General features: G+C 70.9%; 20 protein-coding genes. 11 read left to right on the top strand and 9 right to left on the bottom strand.

Annotation, left to right across the window (positions count from 1 at the left end; translation table 11 throughout):
- The first annotated feature begins 262 nt into the window (after positions 1-262).
- The 6 genes from BKA18_RS33415 (at position 263) to BKA18_RS33390 (ending at position 5,178) form a co-directional block, all read left to right on the top strand.
- Positions 263-496, top strand: coding sequence for an acyl carrier protein (locus BKA18_RS33415; RefSeq protein ID WP_006601684.1), 234 nt, complete (start codon positions 263-265; stop codon positions 494-496).
- Positions 493-1,731: a beta-ketoacyl-[acyl-carrier-protein] synthase family protein gene (locus BKA18_RS33410; RefSeq protein WP_006601685.1), complete on the top strand. Its 1,239-nt coding sequence runs from the start codon at positions 493-495 to the stop codon at positions 1,729-1,731. The genes BKA18_RS33415 and BKA18_RS33410 overlap by 4 nt, the downstream gene beginning before the upstream one ends.
- A gap of 115 nt (positions 1,732-1,846) precedes the next feature.
- Entirely contained in the window at positions 1,847-2,746 is a 900-nt protein-coding gene (locus tag BKA18_RS33405) for an alpha/beta fold hydrolase (RefSeq protein ID WP_366047223.1), read from the top strand.
- Between the two features lie 58 nt (positions 2,747-2,804).
- Entirely contained in the window at positions 2,805-3,122 is a 318-nt protein-coding gene (locus BKA18_RS33400; protein ID WP_366047222.1) for an ArsR/SmtB family transcription factor, read from the top strand.
- Complete coding sequence (locus tag BKA18_RS33395; protein WP_366047221.1) at positions 3,119-3,967, top strand: SRPBCC family protein; 849 nt, start codon at positions 3,119-3,121, stop codon at positions 3,965-3,967. The genes BKA18_RS33400 and BKA18_RS33395 overlap by 4 nt, the downstream gene beginning before the upstream one ends.
- Positions 3,968-4,449: 482 nt before the next feature.
- Complete coding sequence (locus tag BKA18_RS33390) at positions 4,450-5,178, top strand: transglycosylase SLT domain-containing protein (protein ID WP_366047220.1); 729 nt, start codon at positions 4,450-4,452, stop codon at positions 5,176-5,178.
- Positions 5,179-5,323: 145 nt separating this feature from the next.
- Here the strand turns inward: BKA18_RS33390 and BKA18_RS33385 are convergent, their stop codons facing one another.
- Positions 5,324-5,512 (bottom strand): hypothetical protein, encoded by a 189-nt coding sequence (locus BKA18_RS33385; protein WP_366047219.1) that lies wholly within the window; start codon positions 5,510-5,512, stop codon positions 5,324-5,326.
- 733 nt (positions 5,513-6,245) lie between these two features.
- Here BKA18_RS33385 and BKA18_RS33380 point away from each other — a divergent pair.
- The 3 genes from BKA18_RS33380 to BKA18_RS33370 all read left to right on the top strand — a co-directional run bounded on the left by BKA18_RS33380 (position 6,246) and on the right by BKA18_RS33370 (position 8,829).
- Positions 6,246-6,899, top strand: a complete 654-nt coding sequence (locus BKA18_RS33380; RefSeq protein ID WP_366047218.1) for a transglycosylase SLT domain-containing protein — start codon at positions 6,246-6,248, stop codon at positions 6,897-6,899.
- A gap of 379 nt (positions 6,900-7,278) precedes the next feature.
- On the top strand, positions 7,279-8,139 hold the full coding sequence (locus BKA18_RS33375; protein WP_366047217.1) for a lysozyme: 861 nt from the start codon (positions 7,279-7,281) through the stop codon (positions 8,137-8,139).
- A gap of 240 nt (positions 8,140-8,379) precedes the next feature.
- Complete coding sequence (locus BKA18_RS33370; protein WP_382967364.1) at positions 8,380-8,829, top strand: spore-associated protein A; 450 nt, start codon at positions 8,380-8,382, stop codon at positions 8,827-8,829.
- A gap of 130 nt (positions 8,830-8,959) precedes the next feature.
- Here BKA18_RS33370 and BKA18_RS33365 read toward each other — a convergent pair whose 3' ends face one another.
- Both BKA18_RS33365 and BKA18_RS33360 read right to left on the bottom strand, forming a co-directional pair.
- Positions 8,960-10,492, bottom strand: a complete 1,533-nt coding sequence (locus BKA18_RS33365) for an SDR family oxidoreductase (protein WP_366047216.1) — start codon at positions 10,490-10,492, stop codon at positions 8,960-8,962.
- A 319-nt stretch (positions 10,493-10,811) separates the two neighbouring features.
- The gene (locus BKA18_RS33360; protein WP_366047215.1) at positions 10,812-11,135 is read right to left on the bottom strand and encodes a hypothetical protein; all 324 of its coding nucleotides are present in this window, start codon (positions 11,133-11,135) and stop codon (positions 10,812-10,814) included.
- A 358-nt stretch (positions 11,136-11,493) separates the two neighbouring features.
- On the opposite strand from BKA18_RS33360, the gene BKA18_RS33355 reads away from it, so the two are divergent.
- Entirely contained in the window at positions 11,494-11,688 is a 195-nt protein-coding gene (locus tag BKA18_RS33355) for an antitoxin (RefSeq protein WP_006601695.1), read from the top strand.
- A 206-nt stretch (positions 11,689-11,894) separates the two neighbouring features.
- Here the strand turns inward: BKA18_RS33355 and BKA18_RS33350 are convergent, their stop codons facing one another.
- The 4 genes from BKA18_RS33350 to BKA18_RS33335 form a co-directional block, all read right to left on the bottom strand.
- Positions 11,895-12,098: a cold-shock protein gene (locus BKA18_RS33350; protein ID WP_006601696.1), complete on the bottom strand. Its 204-nt coding sequence runs from the start codon at positions 12,096-12,098 to the stop codon at positions 11,895-11,897.
- A 292-nt stretch (positions 12,099-12,390) separates the two neighbouring features.
- Positions 12,391-13,662, bottom strand: a complete 1,272-nt coding sequence (locus tag BKA18_RS33345; protein ID WP_366047214.1) for a D-alanyl-D-alanine carboxypeptidase family protein — start codon at positions 13,660-13,662, stop codon at positions 12,391-12,393.
- A 139-nt stretch (positions 13,663-13,801) separates the two neighbouring features.
- Positions 13,802-14,698, bottom strand: a complete 897-nt coding sequence (locus BKA18_RS33340; RefSeq protein WP_366047213.1) for an endonuclease I family protein — start codon at positions 14,696-14,698, stop codon at positions 13,802-13,804.
- A 352-nt stretch (positions 14,699-15,050) separates the two neighbouring features.
- Positions 15,051-15,680, bottom strand: coding sequence for a class I SAM-dependent methyltransferase (locus BKA18_RS33335; RefSeq protein ID WP_366047212.1), 630 nt, complete (start codon positions 15,678-15,680; stop codon positions 15,051-15,053).
- Between the two features lie 193 nt (positions 15,681-15,873).
- Between BKA18_RS33335 and BKA18_RS33330 the strand changes: the two genes are divergently transcribed.
- On the top strand, positions 15,874-16,302 hold the full coding sequence (locus BKA18_RS33330; RefSeq protein WP_366047211.1) for a hypothetical protein: 429 nt from the start codon (positions 15,874-15,876) through the stop codon (positions 16,300-16,302).
- A gap of 17 nt (positions 16,303-16,319) precedes the next feature.
- Here BKA18_RS33330 and murJ read toward each other — a convergent pair whose 3' ends face one another.
- Both murJ and ligD read right to left on the bottom strand, forming a co-directional pair.
- Positions 16,320-18,104, bottom strand: coding sequence for a murein biosynthesis integral membrane protein MurJ (murJ, locus tag BKA18_RS33325; RefSeq protein WP_366047210.1), 1,785 nt, complete (start codon positions 18,102-18,104; stop codon positions 16,320-16,322).
- A 9-nt stretch (positions 18,105-18,113) separates the two neighbouring features.
- A complete protein-coding gene (ligD, locus tag BKA18_RS33320) occupies positions 18,114-19,061 on the bottom strand; it encodes a non-homologous end-joining DNA ligase (RefSeq protein ID WP_366047209.1) in 948 nt (315 codons plus the stop codon).
- Positions 19,062-19,087 lie beyond the last annotated feature (26 nt).

Below are 19,087 nucleotides of genomic sequence, written 5' to 3'. Positions count from 1 at the left end.
GTTCCCCCGAGTCCGCCGGCATCCGGCCCGTACCTCTCGACGGTCCGCGGCGTTACGTACGTAGGTGCTTTCCGCGGCATCCGCAAGGCGAGGCACGGACGCCTTGCCCACCCTGGTGCGCTCATCACCCCATTGAGCTACCAAGGTTGGGGAGTCATCAGGACAAAGGCGTATAAAGGGTGGTCAAACCAGCCGGAGCCGCCGGTGAAATCCCGCCCACGACGCGGTTGGCAGCATCGCCTACGACAAGGAGGAGCGCCACGTGAATGCGGCAGAAGTTGTCACCACCATGCTGGTCCAACGGTTCGGGGTCTCCTCGGGCGACATCACCGACGGGACTCCGCTGCGCAGCCTGCGGCTGGACTCCCTGGCACTGGAAGAGCTCCGCGTGCTCATCGAGGAGCGGCTGGACATCGACCTCGACGAGGTGACGCTGACCCCGCGGAACACCGTGGGCCAGCTGGTGGCGGCCGTCGACGGCAAAGTTCCGGCATGACGGGCCGCCAGGAGCCGTTCTCCGCGGCCGTAACAGGACTGGGACTGGTCACCGCGGCGGGCGTCGGCGCGAAGGCCACCTGGCACTCCGTCACCCAGGACACGGTGCCCACCGGCGTGGCGCGCCACGAGGAACTCGCCGATCTGCCCTGCGACTTCATGTACACCGTGACGGATCTGGACACCCTCGGGCTGCTGGGTGTGGCCACCCAGCGGCTGATGGACCGCTTCTCGCAGCTGGCGGTCATCGCCGCCCGGGAGGCCGTCTCCGATGCCGGACTCGACACGGAATCCTGGGACAGCAGCCGCGTCGCGGTGGTCATCGGCTCCGCGCACGGCGGGCTGCCGTTCTACGACCAGCAGCATGTGGCGATGGCCGGGCGCGGCGCCCGGCGGGTCTCGCCCAAGCTCGCCCCGCTGACCGTCGTCAACAGCGCCGCCAGCAGTGTCTGCACGGATCTCGGCGCCCACGGCCCCAGCCTGGGCGTGGCCACGGCCTGCTCCTCCGGCACCGTCGCGCTGGGCACCGCGCACCAGCTGCTGCGCGCCGGGGTCTGCGACATCGCCATCGCCGGCGGGGCGGAGTCGGTGCTGTCCCGGCTGCTGATCGCCAGCGCCTGCCAGATGAAGGCGGTCTCCACCCGCCGGGACGACCCGGCCGCGGCCTGCCGCCCCTTCGATGCGGGCCGGGACGGCTTCGTGGTCGGCGAGGGCGCCGGGCTCCTGGTGCTGGAGCGCCCCGAGCACGCCCGGGCCCGCCGGGCGCCCGTCCGCGCGCATATCCGCGGATACGGCGCGTCCAGCGACGCCTACGCCGCGGTGGCCCCGGACCCCGAGGGCAACGGCATCGAGCGGGCGCTGCGTACCGCGCTGGCGGACGCGGAGGTGCAGCCGGGCGACGTCGGGCACGTCAATGCGCACGGCACCTCGACGGTGGTCAATGACCGGATCGAGGCGGTCATGCTGCACCGGGTGCTCGGCGATCATCCCCTGGTCACCTCGACGAAGGCGATGACCGGACACGCCCTGGGCGCCGCCGGCGGCATCGAGACCGCGCTCACCGTGCTCGCCCTGGAGCAGCAGCTGGTGCCGCCGACCGCCAACCTCGACGTGCCGGATCCGCGGATCCCGATCGACATCGTGCGCAAGGAAGCCCGGCAGGCGGCCTTCGACTGTGCGGTCAAGACGTCGCTCGGCTTCGGCGGGCACAATGCCGCGCTGGTACTGACCCGCTAGGGCGGCTCTTTCGGATCCGCCCGGATCAGGCCGCGGCCCCGGGGTGATCCGAGACCCGCCCTGGACCGCCCATCGGCGCGCACGCTCCCGCCGGTGCCCCGAGAAGGAATCTGCCATGTCCGAGGAAATGATCCGCACCCTGTCGGTGTGCGGGCTGTCCTATTCCTACCGGCGGCTGCGGCAGCCGGAGCGGAGCACCGAGCCCGTGCTGGTGCTGGGCGGCGCACTGCAGGGGATGTTCGGCTGGGCGCAGATGGAAGACCATGTCGGGCCGGTGGCGGATGTGGTGACCGCCGACCTGCCGGGCATGGGGAACGCCGATCCGCTCCCCCCGGGGCCGAGCATCGATCTCGTCTGCGCGGCGATCGAGCGGATCATCGACGATCTGGACGTTCCGCGGGTCAATCTCTTCGGCTTCTCCTACGGCGCGGGCCTGGCGTACGGGTGCGCCCGGCGGTTCCCCGGGCGCATCGCACGGCTCGCCCTCGGCGGGGTTCCGGCCCATATCAGCGAGGCGCAGGTGGAGCTGTGGCGGCGGGCTTCCGACCACCTGGTGGACGGCGACACCGAGTCCTTCGCCACCCTCGTCACCGAGGGGCTGATGTGTCTCGACACCGGCCGGCACGTCGTCCACCGTGAGCTGGCGTACCGCTACGTCAGGCGCTCGATGCTGCACGCGGCCCGGAACTCCCGGCACACCGTCGAAGCGCTGAACCGCGGGCTCCTGGACCGCCCGGACTTCTCCGGCGGACTGGCCGGCATCCCCACCCTCGTCTTCAGTGGCGAGCACGACACGGTGACCTCCCCGGCCCGCCAGCGTGACTTCGCGGCCACCATCCCGGGCAGCCGCTTTCTGACGATTCCCGATGCCGATCACTGGGTGGTGCTCGAACGCCCGCAGGAGGTAGGGGACTTGGCCGCCCGGTTCTTCACCGATGGCCCGCTGAGCTCGGCACCCTGCCTCGCGCCGGTGGTGCGCAGGGAGCCGTCCGCGGCCGACCCGGCGTGTGCGTGATCCACGGAGCCGGGTAGATCCCCTTGAGGTTATATAACCTTCGAGGCATGCTGGGGCCATGCCCATACCGTTCGACGTGCTCGCCGAGCCGAGCCGGCGCAAGATCCTCGACCTGCTCCTGGAGCGACCGCGCCTGGTCGGCGAGCTCACGGAGCTGCTCGGGCTGAGCCAGCCCGGCACCTCCAAGCATCTGCGGGTGCTCCGCGAGGCCGGACTCGTCCGGGTCCGGCGGGACGCCCAGCGCCGGTGGTACGAGCTCCGACCCGAGCCCCTGGCGGAGCTGGACGCCTGGCTCGCCCACTACCGGCACCTGTGGGCCGGGAGCCTTGACGCCCTGGAACGGCACCTCGACGCCATGGAGGACGACCCCCGATGAACCCGCACTCCGACTCCCTCACCACCTCCGACGGCCGCACCGCGCTGCGCATGGAGCGCAGGCTCGCCCACCCGCCCGCGAAGGTCTGGTCGGCGATCACCGACCCGGCGCAGATCGGGCAGTGGTTCCCCTCCGAGGTCACCGTCGAACTCCGGCCCGGCGGTGCGATGACCTTCACCATGCCCGGCGTCAGCGGGATCGCCATGACCGGAACGGTCACCGATGCCGAGGAGCCCCGACTGTTCGCCTTCACCTGGGGCGAGGACCATCTGCGCTGGGAGATCGCCCCGGACGGGGAGGGCTCGCTGCTGACCTTGGTGCACACCTTCGGCGACCGCTTCGGCGGCGCCAGCTTCGCGTCCGGCTGGCATCTGTGTCTCACCGCACTGTCGCAGCTCCTGGACGGCACCTCGACCGCCGTGGAGCGCGATATGGGCGAGCTGCACGAGGCGTACGTCGAGCAGTTCGATCTCGGGCACGGCGTGATCGAGGACACCGCGGACGGCCCGCGGATCCGCTTCGAGCGTCAGCTCGTCAAGCCCGCCGAGACGGTCTGGGCCGCGCTGACCTCGGGCGAGGAGCCCGCGGCCGGTGCACCGGCGCCGGAGGGCTTCACCGCGGGGGAGGCGGCGGCCGGGCCCGTCACCGAGGTACAGGCCCCGTCGGTGCTCGCCTACCGCTGGCATCCGCAGGGCATGGTCCGCTGGGAGCTGGGCCGGGGCACCGGCCACGGCGCCCGTCTCGTCCTCACCCAGACCGGCCCGCGGGGTTTCGACACGGCCGCCGCGCTGGATGCCTGGCACGACCGCATCGAGCACCTCGCGGCGCGCCTGCTCGCCGACTGATATTCCGCATTTCCCCGCCCCCGCTTCGTCGCGCCCCCTGGGGATTCCCCGGGGGCGCGAGCGACAAGGCGCTCGGTGATCGATCCGGATCGCCGCTTCCCGCCGCTTCCCGCCGCGGAAATACCTCTTCCCCGTGTGAGCCAGGCAACTTTGCGGGGCTTCGGAGAAGCCTTTGACGTCCTTGCCGGGTGATGCACGGCACGCGACGTACGTCACGTACGAGCGCCCCTAGTCGCCGCCTTTCCCGGTATTACCGCATAGCGCCGTATTTATAAGGGACATCTCGCCCCATCTCACGAAGATAAGTAGTACAAAGCATCATTGCCACCATCCAGGGCCCGCGTTAACCATGTTCCGCGTAGCACCGAGAACGAGCCTGCGGACTCAGCCAGAACGGCGGACGCGGCCATGACCCTCGGTTCTCACGCGCCAACCGAAGGCCGCCTCCCCCGCCACCAAGCCCTGGAAGAGGTCACACCCGCATGCCCGGTTTCACCCTGCCCCGCACCGTCCGTACGACCCGCATCACCCGCGCCCACAAGATCTCCGCGGCAGTGGTGGCGTCCGCAAGCTGTGCCGCCGCCCTGGCGCTCACCGCGGCGCCGAGCAACGCCGAGACCACCGCCGCCCATGCGCCGGCCGCGGTGAAGCCGGTCAGCGCCAACGGCCTGCCGCTCACCGCGAAGGACCGGGCCGACGCCGGCAAGAAGGACCAGCAGCTCGCCTCGTCCCTCACCACCGGCCTCAAGGTCACCGCCGTCGCGAAGCAGGGCCACGCGGCCAAGCAGGCCGCCGACCGGTCCGCGGACCGCAAGGTCATCGCCGCGCCGAAGGCCGCCGCTCCCAAGGCCGCCCCCAAGGCCGCGCCGAAGGCCTCCCCCAAGCGCTACGCGAACAACCTCGACGGCTGGATCCGTGAGTCGCTCGACATCATGAAGTCCAAGCGCATACCGGGCTCGTACGAGGGCCTGCACCGCAACATCATGCGGGAGTCCAGCGGCAACCCGAACGCCGTCAACGACTGGGACATCAATGCCATCAACGGCATCCCGTCCAAGGGCCTGCTGCAGGTGATCCAGCCCACGTTCAACACGTACCACGTGTCGGGCACGCCCCATAAGCTCACCGACCCGGTCGCCAACATCACCGCCGCGGCCAACTACGCGGCGCACCGCTACGGCTCGATCGACAACGTCAACTCGGCCTACTGAGCCGACGGGACACGACCGTGCGGACGGTCGGAGCAGACTGAGACGGGTGCCGCCCAGGCGGCCCCAGGCATGGCAACGGCAGTGGCCCTGCCCGCAACTCGCGGGTGGGGCCATTGCCGTTGCCGCGGTGCGGGTGCGCCGCCCGTCAGTAGCGGTCCCGTTGCACCGGAGCGCCGAAGAGGACGTCGAGGACCTGCTCGGCCACGCGAAGTCCCTCCCGTTCCTTGGGGGTGAGATGACGGTGGCCATCGGCCGGCGCCGCGGCCGCGGGGCCGGCGGCGAGGAAGCCCGTGACGAGAAGACCGGTGAGAACGACGGCAAGACGACGGAGCATGAGCACTTCCCTACGGTGGGTGCGGACAGTGTGCGGTGTCACCCTCCGGGAGCGGAGGGCCCGTAGTCATGCGACAGCCCCGGAAGCTGCTGCGAACGGCCCAGCGGCACCGCCGTATCGCCGTATCCCAGGCTCACCAACGGCCGAGCGGACGCCGCCCCTCCCCCGCGTCGCGCGCCCGTGACGGCGGGCCACGACCCGGCCGTGAAGGGGCCGTGAATCGGCCGTGAGTCGGGCCACAATTACCGCCTTTTTCGGGCCCGGACACAGTGCCCCTCGCCACATTTACGGATTCCCGGTGCGCCGCGCAGGTCCCTCGCCCGGATAAATCGGCGGCCGCCGGCGGGTAAAGCGGTGCCGGAGAGCGGCAATTCCGGTGTGAGCCAGGCAACTTATAGCCGGGACTCCAGGGGTCTTTGCGGCCGCTCTCGGGTGACCCGACGCACGCGACGTATGTCACTTACGACTGTGCCTAGTCGATAGCGTGTGGCCAATCCGGGTCAACAGAGCCAGAAACGCTTATCACTTCGGGGATGCAGGTTTCTCTCACGAAGAGGAGTAGTACAGAGCACCATTGCCTCAATTCGGGACGGGCGTTAACCATGGATTCCGACGCGCTGAGAGCGAGTTTGCGATTCACGCCCCAAGGCGAACGCAGCGAAGACCTCCGGTTCGTCTCGCGCCGCCAAAAAGGCCGCCTCCCCGTCCCCGTACCTGGAAGAGGTCACTCTGCATGCCCAGCTTCACCCTGCCCCGCGCTGCCCGTATCACCCGCATCACCCGCACCCACAAGATCGCCGTGGCCGTTCTGGCCGCCGCGGGTGCCACCTCGGGCCTGGCCCTCACCTCGGCTCCGGACGCCGCTCAGGCCGCTTCTGAGCACGCCCCGGCCGCGGTCCAGACCGTCGATGCGAAGGGCCAGCCGGCGAAGGCCGACGACGCCAAGCCCAGCCGCGCGGTGACCGCCTCGGTCGCCGACCGCGTGAAGGTCAGCGGCGTCGCGAAGCAGCACAGCGCCCTGCAGGCCGCCAACCGCTCCACCGAGCGCAAGGCCGTCAAGCACTACCCGAACAACCTGGACGGCTGGATCCGCCAGTCCCTGGACATCATGAAGGCCAAGGGCATCCCGGGCTCCTACGAGGGCCTGCACCGCAACATCATGCGGGAGTCCAGCGGCGACCCGAACGCCGTCAACGGCTGGGACGTCAACGCCGTCAACGGCATACCGTCCAAGGGCCTGCTGCAGGTGATCCAGCCCACGTTCGACCAGTACCACGTGGCCGGCACCGCCAACAAGCTCACCGACCCGGTCGCCAACATCACCGCCGCGGCCAACTACGCGGCCGACCGCTACGGCTCGATCGACAACGTCGACTCGGCCTACTGAGCCGACGCGGCCGAAGAGCCGTCGCCCACGCACCGAGGCCGGACCGACCGGATGAGGCAACGGGTATGACGGACCCCACAAGCGAGCCGACAGGCTCTGCATAAGGCAGCTTGCGAAGCGGCGGAATGGCGCGTTCGCCGCTGCGCGGTGAAGCGGGTCCCGGCACAGCCGGGGCCCGCTTCGCTCTGTCCTCGGACACGTGCTCGGACGGGGGCCCGGCCGCTTCGGCCGCCAGACGGGTGAGATGCGGGGCCGGTCGGCGGACTGACGGCCTGTTGGGCCATGGCGTCAGGCGGTTCTGCGTATAAGTCTCTTATCGGCAGGATTCTGCTCAAAAGCTGCCGAACCTGACTCAACCGAAGGCCTTCGGAGGCATGCGATGCCCTTGCGCAGATCCGGTCCGGCCCGCCGTACTGTCCCTATTGCGGCCGGAACTCTTGTCTCTCTTCTCTCCGTGCTGCCCCTCGCGCTGTCCGGCGCCGCCACGGCGCAGGATGCCGGGAAGAGACCCGCCCACCCCGACCAGGACTGGATGGGGTCCACCATCGTGGCCCATGAGGGCACCCTCCGGGCCGCGGCCGGTGGCCTCGCACCACGGGCCTCGTCCAGAAGGGGCGTGTCCGGCGTCGACGTCTCCAGCCACAACCGCAAAGTCGGCTGGTCGGGACTGCGCAGGTCCGGGGTGCGGTTCGCCTACGTCAAGGCCACCGAGGGGACCAACTACACGAACCCGTACTTCGCGCAGCAGTACCGGGGCTCGTACAACTCCGGCATGATCCACGGCGCGTACCACTTCGCGCTGCCCGACCACTCCAGCGGCGGTTCCCAGGCGGAGTACTTCGCCGACCACGGCGGCGACTGGTCCCGGGACGGCAGGACGCTGCCCGGCGCCCTCGACATGGAGTACAACCCCTACGGCGCGACCTGCTACGGCAAGAGCCACAAGGGGATGGTCAACTGGATCCACGACTTCGTGCAGACCTACCGGGAGGAGACCGGCCGCTACCCGGTCATCTACACCTCCACCAACTGGTGGAAGCGGTGCACCGGCAACTCCGGCAAGTTCGGCAGGACGAATCCGCTGTGGATCCCGCGCTACGGCTCCTCCGTCGGCAAACTGCCCCACGGCTGGGGCTACCACAGCATCTGGCAGCACACCTCCTCCGGTCACCCGGTGGGCGACCGCAACCGCTTCAACGGTTCGTACGGCCGCCTCAAGGTCCTCGCCAACGGCCGCTGAGCCCGCACCCCCGCCACCCCCGGCCGGTCCCCGGCGCCCTCTCCGGCGCCGGGGACCGGCCTTTTGCCGTACCCCTTGCGCCCCTGCCGCCACAGCATTCACGGAAACCCCTTGTCCCAGCATCTCAACTCGGCCAGAAAAAAGGGAATTCAGGTCTGTGGTGCAACCATCCAGGACCGGTCGGTGTCCAACACTGCGCAACGACCAATGCACGGCACTGCACCCAACGGGGGTATTCACATGAAGCGTTCACGTGCCATCGCAGGATCGGCAATGCTGGCCGTGGCGGGAATCGCCACGATGGCGACGGCCACCACCGCAACCGCCGCGCCGAAGGCAGCCGCGTACAACGGAGCCTGCGGAAGCGGCTACAGAGTAGTGAATTCCGTACCGGTCACCGGAAAGGGGACCGTGTACCTGACGTACAGCGCAAAGACCGGAAAGAACTGTGTCGTCACGGTGCGGAACAAGGCCGGTAAGGCCGTGCAGATGTCCGCCTATGTCACGGCCACCAACGGCAGTTCCCCGTGGGTGTACGACAGCGGTAAGTACACCGCCTACGCCGGTCCCGTCTATCTGCCCGGTAAGGGCATCTGCGTGGACTGGGGCGGCTCGATCGAGTCGGTCGCGGTCAGCGTCTCCGGCTCCAACTGCGGCCGGTTCGCGGCCGGTGTGGTGACGCACCACTGAGTCACTCATGACAGCGGGTTCCCGGGCGACGCAGGCCCGGGGCCCGCTGTCGGCGTGTCCGAGGGGACGATCAGCACCCTTGTGGCGACCGGGAGTTCGGCCGACCCGACAGCAGCCTGTTCCTCGGCGGTCACTCCCGACGGGCCCGGTGTTCGGCCTCCGCGGTGGCGGCGATGTTGCGGGCCATGCCGCCGAACACCGCGGCGTGGAAGGGCGAGACGGACCACCAGTACGCATGGCCGGTCAGTCCGTGCGGGTGGAACAGGGCCCGCTGGCCGTAGCGCGTCCGGCCCTGGGCGTCGCGGCCGACGGTCAGCTCCAGCCAGGCCAGGCCGGGGAGCCGCATCTCGGCGCGCAGCCGCAGCAGGCGCCCCGGGTCGACCTCCTCGACGCGCCAGAAGTCGAGCGAGTCACCGACCCGCAGCCGGCGGGCGTCCCGTCTGCCCCTGCGCAGCCCCACCCCGCCGACCAGCCGGTCCAGCCAGCCGCGCACCGCCCAGGCGAGCGGGAAGGAGTACCAGCCGTTGTCGCCGCCGATGCCTTCGACCACCCGCCACAGCGCCTCGGGCGGCGCGTCCACGGTCCGCTCCCGCCGGTCGGTGTAGAGGCTGCCGCCGGCCCAGTCGGGGTCGGTGGGCAGGGGATCGCTCGGCGCGCCGGGCACCGCGGCGTTCGACCAGCGGGTGGCGACCTCGGCGTCCCGCACCCGGCGCAGCGCCAGTCGCAGCGCCTCGTCGAAGGCGATGGGGTGGCCCGGCGGGTCCGGGTCGGGGACGTACCGGGCGATGTCGTGCTCGCGGCAGACGACCTCGTACCGCAGCGATTCGGCCAGCGGACGGGCCAGGCCGGGCGGTACGGGCGTGACCAGGCCGATCCAGAGGCTGGACAGGCGCGGGGTGAGCATCGGCACCGGCAGGATCAGCCGTTCGGGTAGCTCGGCGACGTGTGCGTAGCGCTGCATCATGGCGCGGTAGGTGAGCACTTCGGGTCCGCCGATGTCGAAGGCCCGGCTGACGTCGTCGGGCAGGCGGGCACAGCCCACCAGGTAGCGCAGCACGTCGCGGACGGCGACCGGCTGGATACGGGTGCGCACCCAGCTGGGGGTGACCATGACCGGCAGCCGCTCGGTGAGATAGCGCAGCATCTCGAACGAGGCCGAGCCGGAGCCGATGATGACGGCGGCGCGCAGCACGGCGGTGGGGACGCCGGACGCCAGCAGGATGTCCGCGACCTCGGCGCGGGAGCGCAGATGGGGTGAGAGGTCCTGCTCGGGGATGCCCGCCGGGGCGAGGCCGCCGAGGTAGACGATCCGGCGCACTCCGGCGGCGCGGGCCTGCCGGGCGAAGATCTGGGCGGCCTTGCGGTCGGTGTCCTCGAACCGCGTACCGCTGCCCAGGGCGTGCACCAGGTAGTAGGCGATGTCGACGCCGTCCATGGCAGTGGCCACCGACTCGGCGTCGGTGACATCGCCGCGCAGCACCTCCGTCTGCGTCGCCCAGGGATGGTCGCGCAGCTTCTCGGGGGTCCTGGCCAGTGCGCGTACGGCGTACCCGGCCGTGAGCAGCTCGGGGATCAGACGGCCGCCGATGTAGCCGGTGGCACCGGTGACCAGGGCGCGCGGGCGCGTCCCGGGCCGCGCGGGGACCTCGCCTGTGCCGGACATCTGCACAGCCTCCTCCGGCGGGTAGCGGGTCGATGACCTGCGACGCCAAGTCTGTCACCGGTGCCGCTACGAGGCATCGTGGCACCGTCCGGGAGCGCCCTGCGGGGCCGCACGGTGCGGATGTGACGCGCGATCAGTCCGGCGCGGGAGCGGGGCGGGAGCGGGGCCGGGCCCCCGTCCGAGGGGAGGGTCGGCGGGACCGGCGGGGGAACACGATCCGGCTGCTTCTCCGCCCGTTCCCGATCGTGGCCCTGCTGCTGAGCGGGAGGGCGCCGGCGTGCGGCCGAACGGGGGGGACGCAGGCCCCGCCGGCCGCGGCCTATGCCCGCGGCCCGCCCGAGCGTGACCGGGCGTCCCGGCAGGTGTCCCGGCGTGGCTCGGGCCGCCGCTCACGCTCACGGCCGGCGCTCCGCCCGGCCCCCGGGCCACCGCCACACTCGTGGCCATGGCCCGGATCCTGGCAGCAGGGCGGCTCGGCGTCCGCGTCACGGCTCGGGTCCAGGCCCAGCATGTCCATCAACATCGACAGGTCGGCCGCGTTCCGCGCATGGCCGGCCAGTGCCTTCCTGGCGAGCCGTCGGTCCTCGTCACACGGCACGGCGCGCGGCGCGGCGTCTTCGGCACTGCGGTGTTCATCGCTCACCGCTGCATTCTCAGCCGGACCGCGGCGCCGTGCCCGTCGAGTGGGCCGACGGCAGTTCCGGGGAATTTCCGCGGGGACACTGCTCCACACGGGTGGGCGGGAGCCTCCGACGGGCAGCGGCGGCGCGGGACCCTCGCCGCTGCGCGCCACGGCAGGAGCCGTCCGCTTCCCGTGGCGATGCCGCTGCGCCCCCGGACACCGGCTCACCGCGGCGCCGGCGGCCCTCCGGCAGCCGGGAATTCACCGCCTCACCGGTGCCCTACCCCGGCAGCGGGCGCCCTGCCGGGCCCCCTGATGCAGATCCCCCGGGACAGGACGATGCTGGAGTCGTGGGGGATCGTGGTGAGGAGGACGACTCATGTCCATGATGGACAAGATCAAGAGCATGCTGAAGGGCCACGAAAGCCAGACCGACAAGGGCGTCGAAAAGGCCGGTGACATGGTCGACGACAAGACCCAGGGCAAGTACAAGGGCCAGGTCGACACGGGCCAGGAGAAGCTCAGGGACGAGTTCGGCGGCGGACCGGGCCAGGACCGGCCACCGCAGACCTGAGCGGCCCGCCCGGCGGCGGTCACCTTCCGCCGCTCCGCCGTACGCCGCACGGATGAGCACCGCGCCATCCGGCCGGCCCGCGCCCGGTGCCCCCGCGCCCACGGGGTGCCGGTGGACGGGGCCGATGGGGTGAGGCCGGCGCCGTAGCGCATGCGACGGTGCCCGCCCCGGGATCGGGAGCGGGCACCGAGGGGCGAGTCCGCGTATTACGCCAGCCGGATCTTCTCCGCCTGGGGGCCCTTGTGCCCCTGGGTGACCTCGAAGGTCACCTTCTGGCCCTCTTGCAGCTCGCGGAAGCCCGTGGCGTCGATGTTCGAGTAGTGCGCGAAGACGTCGGCACCGCCGCCGTCCTGGGCGATAAAGCCGAAGCCTTTCTCCGAGTTGAACCACTTCACCGTGCCGGAAGCCATGTCCGTCTCCTTCGTTCAATGGGCTTGAGTCGGCTTCCGCGTGCTGCGGAACCCGGAGGTGATCGCCCTGGTCCGGAGACGCGCTACACAGCAAGGACGCCCGTGAATGCGACACGGGCGTCCGGCACTTCGGAACCACGACAGCTGATCAGGACGCTACACCGAGCAACCCCCGGCAGGCCGCACAACCATGACGGACGCGTCGCCCTTCACCGGCCGAGGCCATCGCACGTCCTCCGTATCCCTGACCGATCGGACAGATGTACGACAGCCTGGCGGTGCGGGCGGCGGCTCAGCCGGACTCCCCGGCCTCCCCGCCCTCGCTCTCACTCGCGCCCGCGCCCGCGCCCGCGCCCGCGCTCAGCTTGCGCCGGCGCCACCACACCCCGGTACCGAGGCCCGCGACGGCGACGGCCCCGATGGCCGACAGCATCCACCAGTACCGACCCTGCCATCCGGCGTCCGTCTGCGGCCCGATCGCCGCCTTGTGCAGGGCGGGCTGCCGCTGATGGGCGGCATGCTCCGATCCGCCGTCGGCATCGCCGGGCGACCAGGCCGGGAGCGCGCCGACGGGCGTGGTGTGCCCGGCCGCCTCGAAGCCCCAGTCCAGCAGGGTGCGGGTTTCCTCGTAGACGGCGTTCGGGGCCCCGGACTGCGGGTTCATGAGGGTGACCAGCAGCGTCCGCCCGTCGCGCCGGGCCGCGGCGATCAGGGTGTTGCCGGCGTGGCTGGTGTAGCCGTTCTTCACCCCGATCAGCCCGTCGTACGGCCTGACGCCGTGTGAGCCGACCAGCAGCCGGTTGGTGTTCTGGATGCCGAACGAGTCCGGGCCGCCGTCCTGCGGAAGCTGTGCCTGCTTCGTCGCCGCGAAGTCGGCGAAGTCCGGGTTGTGCAGACCGGCCCGCCCGAAGAGCGTCAGGTCGTAGGCCGAGGAGACCTGGCCCGGCGTGTCGAACCCGTCGGCCGACTCCACCCGCGTGTCGCGGGCGCCGAGGCGGCGCGCGGTCTCCTGCATGTCGTCGATCGTCTTGTTCCAGCCGCCGTTCATGGCGGCCAGGGTGTGGACGGCATCGCTGCCCGAGCGCAGGAAGACGCCACGCCACAGGTCATCGACGTGGTAGGGCATGTCCTCCCTGAGGCCGGCGAGCGAACTCCCGGCCTCGATACCGGACAGGTCCGCCAGCGAGACGGTGTGCACCTCCCTCTGGGCGAACCTCGGCAGCACCGTCACGGCGAAGAGCGTCTTGAGGGTGCTGGCGGGCGGCAGGGGCCGGTGGGCGTTCTTGGCCGCCAGGACCTTGCCGCTCTCCATGTCCGTCACCATCCAGGACAGGGCGGAGACGTCCGGTGGCTCGGGCACGTCCGCCCGGGGCAGGAACTGCACGCCGCGCCGGTCCAGGCCGTTCTCGGCAACGGCCGGATCGACCAGGTGCGCTCCGGGCCGCAGGTCGTCGATGCCGTTGGGGCCATCGGCGGCTGCCTGGCCGGGCACGGCCCACAGGCCGGCGGCACAAAGGGTGGCGGTGGTGGCGACTCTGACGGGGACCCAACTCACGCGAGACATGTGGCCCACGCTAAAAACGACCCGGGCGCGCCGCCGTCTGGCATACGCCATCCGATGTGCGAGCGCCCCGACTGCCGTACGCGGCGGGCCGGGACCGGCGGGCCGACCACCGGTCCCGGCCCGCGCGGCCGGCTGCCGCTTACCAGATCTCGTCGACCCACTCCGGGTGGTCGATGAACGGGTTCCGGTTGTGCTGGTACTTGTCGAATATCACCTGGTTGCGGTGCTTCTCAAAGGCGTCCGGCGGGTCCTGCCTGCTCCACTGCTTCAGTACGGAGAGCTTGCCGATGTGCGGCTCGGTGCCGTTGCCGACCTTGTCGTTGGGCTCCAGGTCCGGGAAGCCGTCACCGCCGTCGTAACGGACGGCCATGTAGAGGATCATGCGGGCAACATCGCCCTTGACCGCGTCACGGGGCTCGAAGGAGTCGTCGTCGGTGTAGTTGCCCGGCGCCTCGGGGACCTCCGCACCGCCCTTGTCGAAGTCCTTGTCGCCGCGGGCGCTGTTGACGGAGACATTGGCCGGGCGCAGGTGGTGGAGGTCGGTGCCGGGGCCGGTGTCGGTACCGAAGTCGCCGTGGGACTTCGCCCAGACGTGTTCGCGGTTCCAGTCGTCCGGGCCGCCGCCGTTGGCGTTCTTGCTCGCCGACCGGCCGGAGTACAGCAGAATCACGTTCGCGCTGTTGGCCGGGTCCTGGTCGGTGTCCTTGAGCGCGTCCCAGACCGCGTCGTACGTCAGCTTTCCGGTCTGGGTGGTGCTGATGATCCGGTGCAGTGATTCCTTGAGCGCCGGGCCGGTCTTGCCGAGGGCGTCCTTGTAGTACGTGTCGTCATACGACGTGGTGTCATGCGACGCGGCGTCAAATGTCCTGAGGGAATGGGACGAGTGCGGAGCGATGGGTGCGGCAGCGACATGGTGGCGTGCGGGCACGGTGGCCGTCGCACTGGCCGGGATCTGTACGACCACCGCCGTCAGCACCGTTCCGGTGGCAAGCGCCAGTGCGGTACGGGCGCGACGGGTCACGCGAGTGGTATCCACGAAGGGTGTCCTCTCCCCGAATTGTGGCGCCGAGTCGCGAAATGTGGGGGCGCGACCCGCGCCGGCCGTTGGGAAACACGGCCGCAGGCAGCTTTCCATTGCCGGAATCACCACGGTGTGAACAGCTGGGGCGAGTCATGTGTCCACTGCGTGGCAATCACTGAATTCCCCCGAAAAACAGCACTACCGCCGATACCCCGTCAGGAAGGCAAGGACCACGTGAGGTTGGGCCTGGGGAACTCCGACGCCTGCTATCGGTGGGGCAGGGCCTCAGGTCATCCCGTCGCGGGGAAGGAAAAGCGCTGCCGGCGCCGGCGAGTTGGCGCCCCGCTCACCCTCCGACCGCCCGCATTCAGGAACCCGGTTTGTCCCACACCCACGCATAGCGCCACAGCAGATGGCGGCGGACGCGGCTGCCCGGCAGCATGTCCTGTGCCGCGCGCCGGATCTCACTCCACGTCATGTCGGGATCCTGCATCGGCAGGCCCGACGGTCCGGACTTGCCGAGGTTGCGGCGGGCGAGGAACAAGGAGGCGGGCAGGCCCGCCACGCCGATGAGCCAGTCCAGCGGCGTCCCGTTGTTCGCCAGGCCGATGACGACGAGGCGCCCGCCGGGCGCGAGCAGGTCGGCCATCCGGCGAACCGCGGCCGTGAAGTCCAGGTGATGGAGGACGGCCACGGCGGAGAGGAAGTCGTAGGGGCCGGGAAGAACGCCGTCCGCCGCCGTCATGAAGTCCGCCTCGACAAAGGTGGCATTCGGGGTCCGGGCCCCGGCCTCGCGAGCCAGCCGGATCATCGCCGACGAGCGGTCCACGCCGGTCACCTCGGGAATCCGCCGCGCGAGTTTGCGGACCAGCAGGCCGTCGCCGCATCCGATGTCCAGTGCCCGGGTGCAGCCGTCCGGCACGGCGTCCAGCACGAGCCGGTGATAGTGCACATTGTGATTCCAGTACGGGTTCGGCAGTTCTTCCGGGCTCGGCATGCGGCCACGCTAACGAAACAACCGGCGCACTTTGGCCTTATCGGGTGAACTCGCACCTCACCCGCAACCGGACGGGCACGGTCCGGCTTCCGAAGAACTGACAGCTTGTTCATCGAATGCCCCGAACCCCACCGATCCCCCGAATTCCCCGAATCCCCTCGAACCCTTCGGACCGTGAGTTGTGGAGGCCCCCATGTCGCAGTACCGCCCCACTCCCCCGCCGTACGGTGCCACGCCGGGCTATGTGCTCGCTCCCCCGCGCCCCGAGGAGCGTCTCGGTGCGCCGGCGAACCCGCAGGAGCGCCCGTCCGCGTACCGCGCAGACCCCGTTCTCCCGCCGCCCCGCCCGGAGGACCGGCTGCACTTCGAGCCGCTGCTCCCGCAGGAGCGGCCGCCGGCTCCGCCGCGCCCCGAGGAGCAGCGGCAGGGGCCGGTGGCGATGCCCGACCGCCGCCGGCAGGAGCTCCAGGCCGCGCTCACCGCGGCGGGCGTCGCTCCCGCCGACGGCGATCTGACGGCCCTGACGGAGATCGCGAGCCTCGGCGACACCACGGTCGCCGCCGTCATCGGCTGGCTCGGGGCCGCCGCCCGGGCGTCCTGGCCGCGGCCCCGAGCGGTGTGACGGAGCGCGCTGCCCGGTCAGCGCAGACCGGGCAGACTGCGCAGCTCAGCGACCTTCAGGACGCGGGCCAGCAGCACGAAGGCCAGCGCCATGGTGAGGCCGCCGGCGGCCAGGGCCGGCACAGAGGCCCAGCCCGCCGGGATGGACACACCGGAGCAGGCACCCGCCACGAGCCGGCCCAGCGCGGCGGCCGCGGCCGCGGAGAGGGCCAACTTGCCGTAGGTACGACACAGCCGCCGGCCGTCGAGGCGTCCGGCGAGCCGGCGGCGCAGCAGCACCACGGTGAGCAGCAGCCCGATTCCGTACGCGACGGCGTAGGCGGCGGCCATCCCGATGACCGCCCAGCGGGCGGGCAGCCAGAGGTGGCAGGCCGCGGCCAGGCCGATGTTGACGGCGGCGATGCACAGCGCCGTCCAGAACGGCGTACGGGTGTCCTCGAAGGCGTAGAAGCCGCGCAGCAGCAGGTACTGGGCGGAGTACGGGATCAGCCCGAGCCCGAAGGCCTGCAGCATCTGCCCTGCGGGCACGGCCGACGCCGCGTCCACGGCGCCGTGGGCGAACAGGAGTTGGTCGGTCTGCGGGCCGAGCGCGAGGAAGAAGAAGGCGGCCGGGACGATGAGGACCCCGCTGATCCGCAGCCCGTGGGAGAGATCGGCGCGCATGTCGTCCAGGCGGTGCTCGGCGACCGCCCGGCTCATCCGTGGCAGCAGCGCGGTCACCAACGAGACGGTGATGATCGACTGCGGCAGCACCCAGATGCTCTGGGCAAGGCTGTAGCCGGTATATCCGACGCCCCCGGTGGGGAGTTGCTGGTCCGCGGCGCCGGCGAAGTGGGTGACGACGGTCATCGCGGCCAGGTTGGCGAGCACCAGCAGCAGCGTCCACCGGGCGGCCGCGATGCTCTTGCGCAGACCGCTGCCGCGCCAGTCGAAGCGCGGCCGGAAGCGGAAGCCGGATGCGCGGACGAAGGGGATCAGGGCCAGGCCCTGGACGGCGATACCGCCCGTGGTGACGATGCCCAGGAAGTCGATCTGGCCCGGGGTGATGTCCTCGATGCGGTCCGGGCCGGCCAGCAGGCCGAGGTAGAGGCCGAACATCGTGATCAGCACGACGTTGTTGAGCACCGGTGTCCACATCATCGCGCCGAACTTGCTCCGGGCGTTGAGGACTTGGCCGAGGATGAAGAACAGGCCGTAGAAGAAGATCTGCGGCAGCAGAAAGCGGGCGAAGACCACGGTGAGCTCGAAGGCGGCGTGGTTCTTGGGGGTGTCGCTGGTGTAGACGGCGACGATCTGCGGCGCGGCCCAGACCGACAGCACGGTGCCGGCCGCGAGGACGCTCAGGACCAGGGTGACCAGGCGCTGTTCATAGGCGCGTCCGCCGTCCGGGTGCTCGGCCCTGGCCCGTACCAGCTGCGGCACCAGCACCGAATTGAGCGCGCCGCCGATCATCAGGGTGTAGATGCTCATCGGGATGACATTGGCCATGTTGTACGTGGTGGCGAGCAGTCCGGTGCCGAGTGCGCCCGCCTGGAGCATCGTGCGGATCATTCCGGTGGCCCGGGAGACCACGGTCCCCAGCGCCATCAGGAGCGAGGAGCGTCGCAGCCCGCCGTCCGCGCCCTCCCCCTTGTCCGCGGCGGGCCGGCCCCGCCCCGGCTGCGGCGTACGGCCTTCCCCGCCCCCCTCGCCGCCGGGCGCCGGCCCGTCGCCGGCTATCTCGTCGTCGGCCCGGCGGTCCGGCAGCCGCATCGCCAGCGTGTCGCGCGGGTTGTGTGGTGTGTGTGGTGTCCCCTCCAGCATTCCGCCAATCTACGGGGAATCACGGGCGGACCTGGACCGCCGGGGCGTCGCCCGCGCACGGGACGGCCGCGCGGCGGGCAGCGGGCGGGCGCGGTCCGGGTCGAGGAGCGGGGCGAGCAGATCGCCGTGGCGGGCGAGGCGCGGGGCGATCTCGCCGAAGAGGAAGGTGAGCTGCTGCGGGTCGGTGCAGTCGGCGATCTCGTCCCAGGTGACCGGGGCGGAGACGGTGGGGGTGTCGCGGGCCCGCAGGGTGTAGGCGGCCGCGGTGGTCTTGGCGGCGGCGTTCTGGGAGAAGTCGATGAAGACCTTGCCGGGGCGCAGCGTCTTGGTCATCTTGTGCACGACGAGTTCCGGGAGGGCCGCCGCGGCCTCGACGGCGAGGGCCTTGGCGTAGGCGGTGGTCCGCTCGGCCGGGGTGGGCTCGACGGGCACGACGAGGTGCAGGCCCTTGGCCCCGCTGGTCTTGGCGTGGACGTCCAGGCCGTCGGCTGCCAGCCGGTCGTGCAGCCACTGGGCCGCGGTGCAGCACTCCACGATGGTGGCCGGGGCCCCGGGATCGAGGTCGAAGACGAGCCGGTCGGCGATGCCCGGTGCCCGCCACGTCCACTGCGGGGTGTGCAGCTCGACGACCAGGTTCGCGGCCCAGACGAGCGAGGGCAGGTCCTGCAGCAGGACCTGGCGGGTGGGCCCGGACGTCGAATGGGGGACCTCGCACGTCTTCACCCAGGAGGGTGCGCCGGGCGGCACGTTCTTGGTGAAAAAGCGCTGGCCGTCCGGCCCGTCGGGATAGCGCAGAAAGGACAGCGGCCGGTCGCGGAGGTGGCTGAGCAGCGGATCTGCGGTGGTGGTGCAGTAGTGCAGCACCTCACCCTTGGTGGTGCCGGTCCCCGGATAGAGGACCTTGTCCAGGTTGGTCAGCGAGAGGCGCCGCCCCTCCACGACGGTGATCGGCGACATACCATGAGAATCCCACACAAGGGATG

The sequence above is a fragment of the Streptomyces auratus genome, from assembly GCF_050433025.1.
Classification (GTDB): Bacteria; Actinomycetota; Actinomycetes; order Streptomycetales; family Streptomycetaceae; genus Streptomyces; species Streptomyces sioyaensis.
This window is presented reverse-complemented; position numbering and strand designations above follow the sequence as displayed.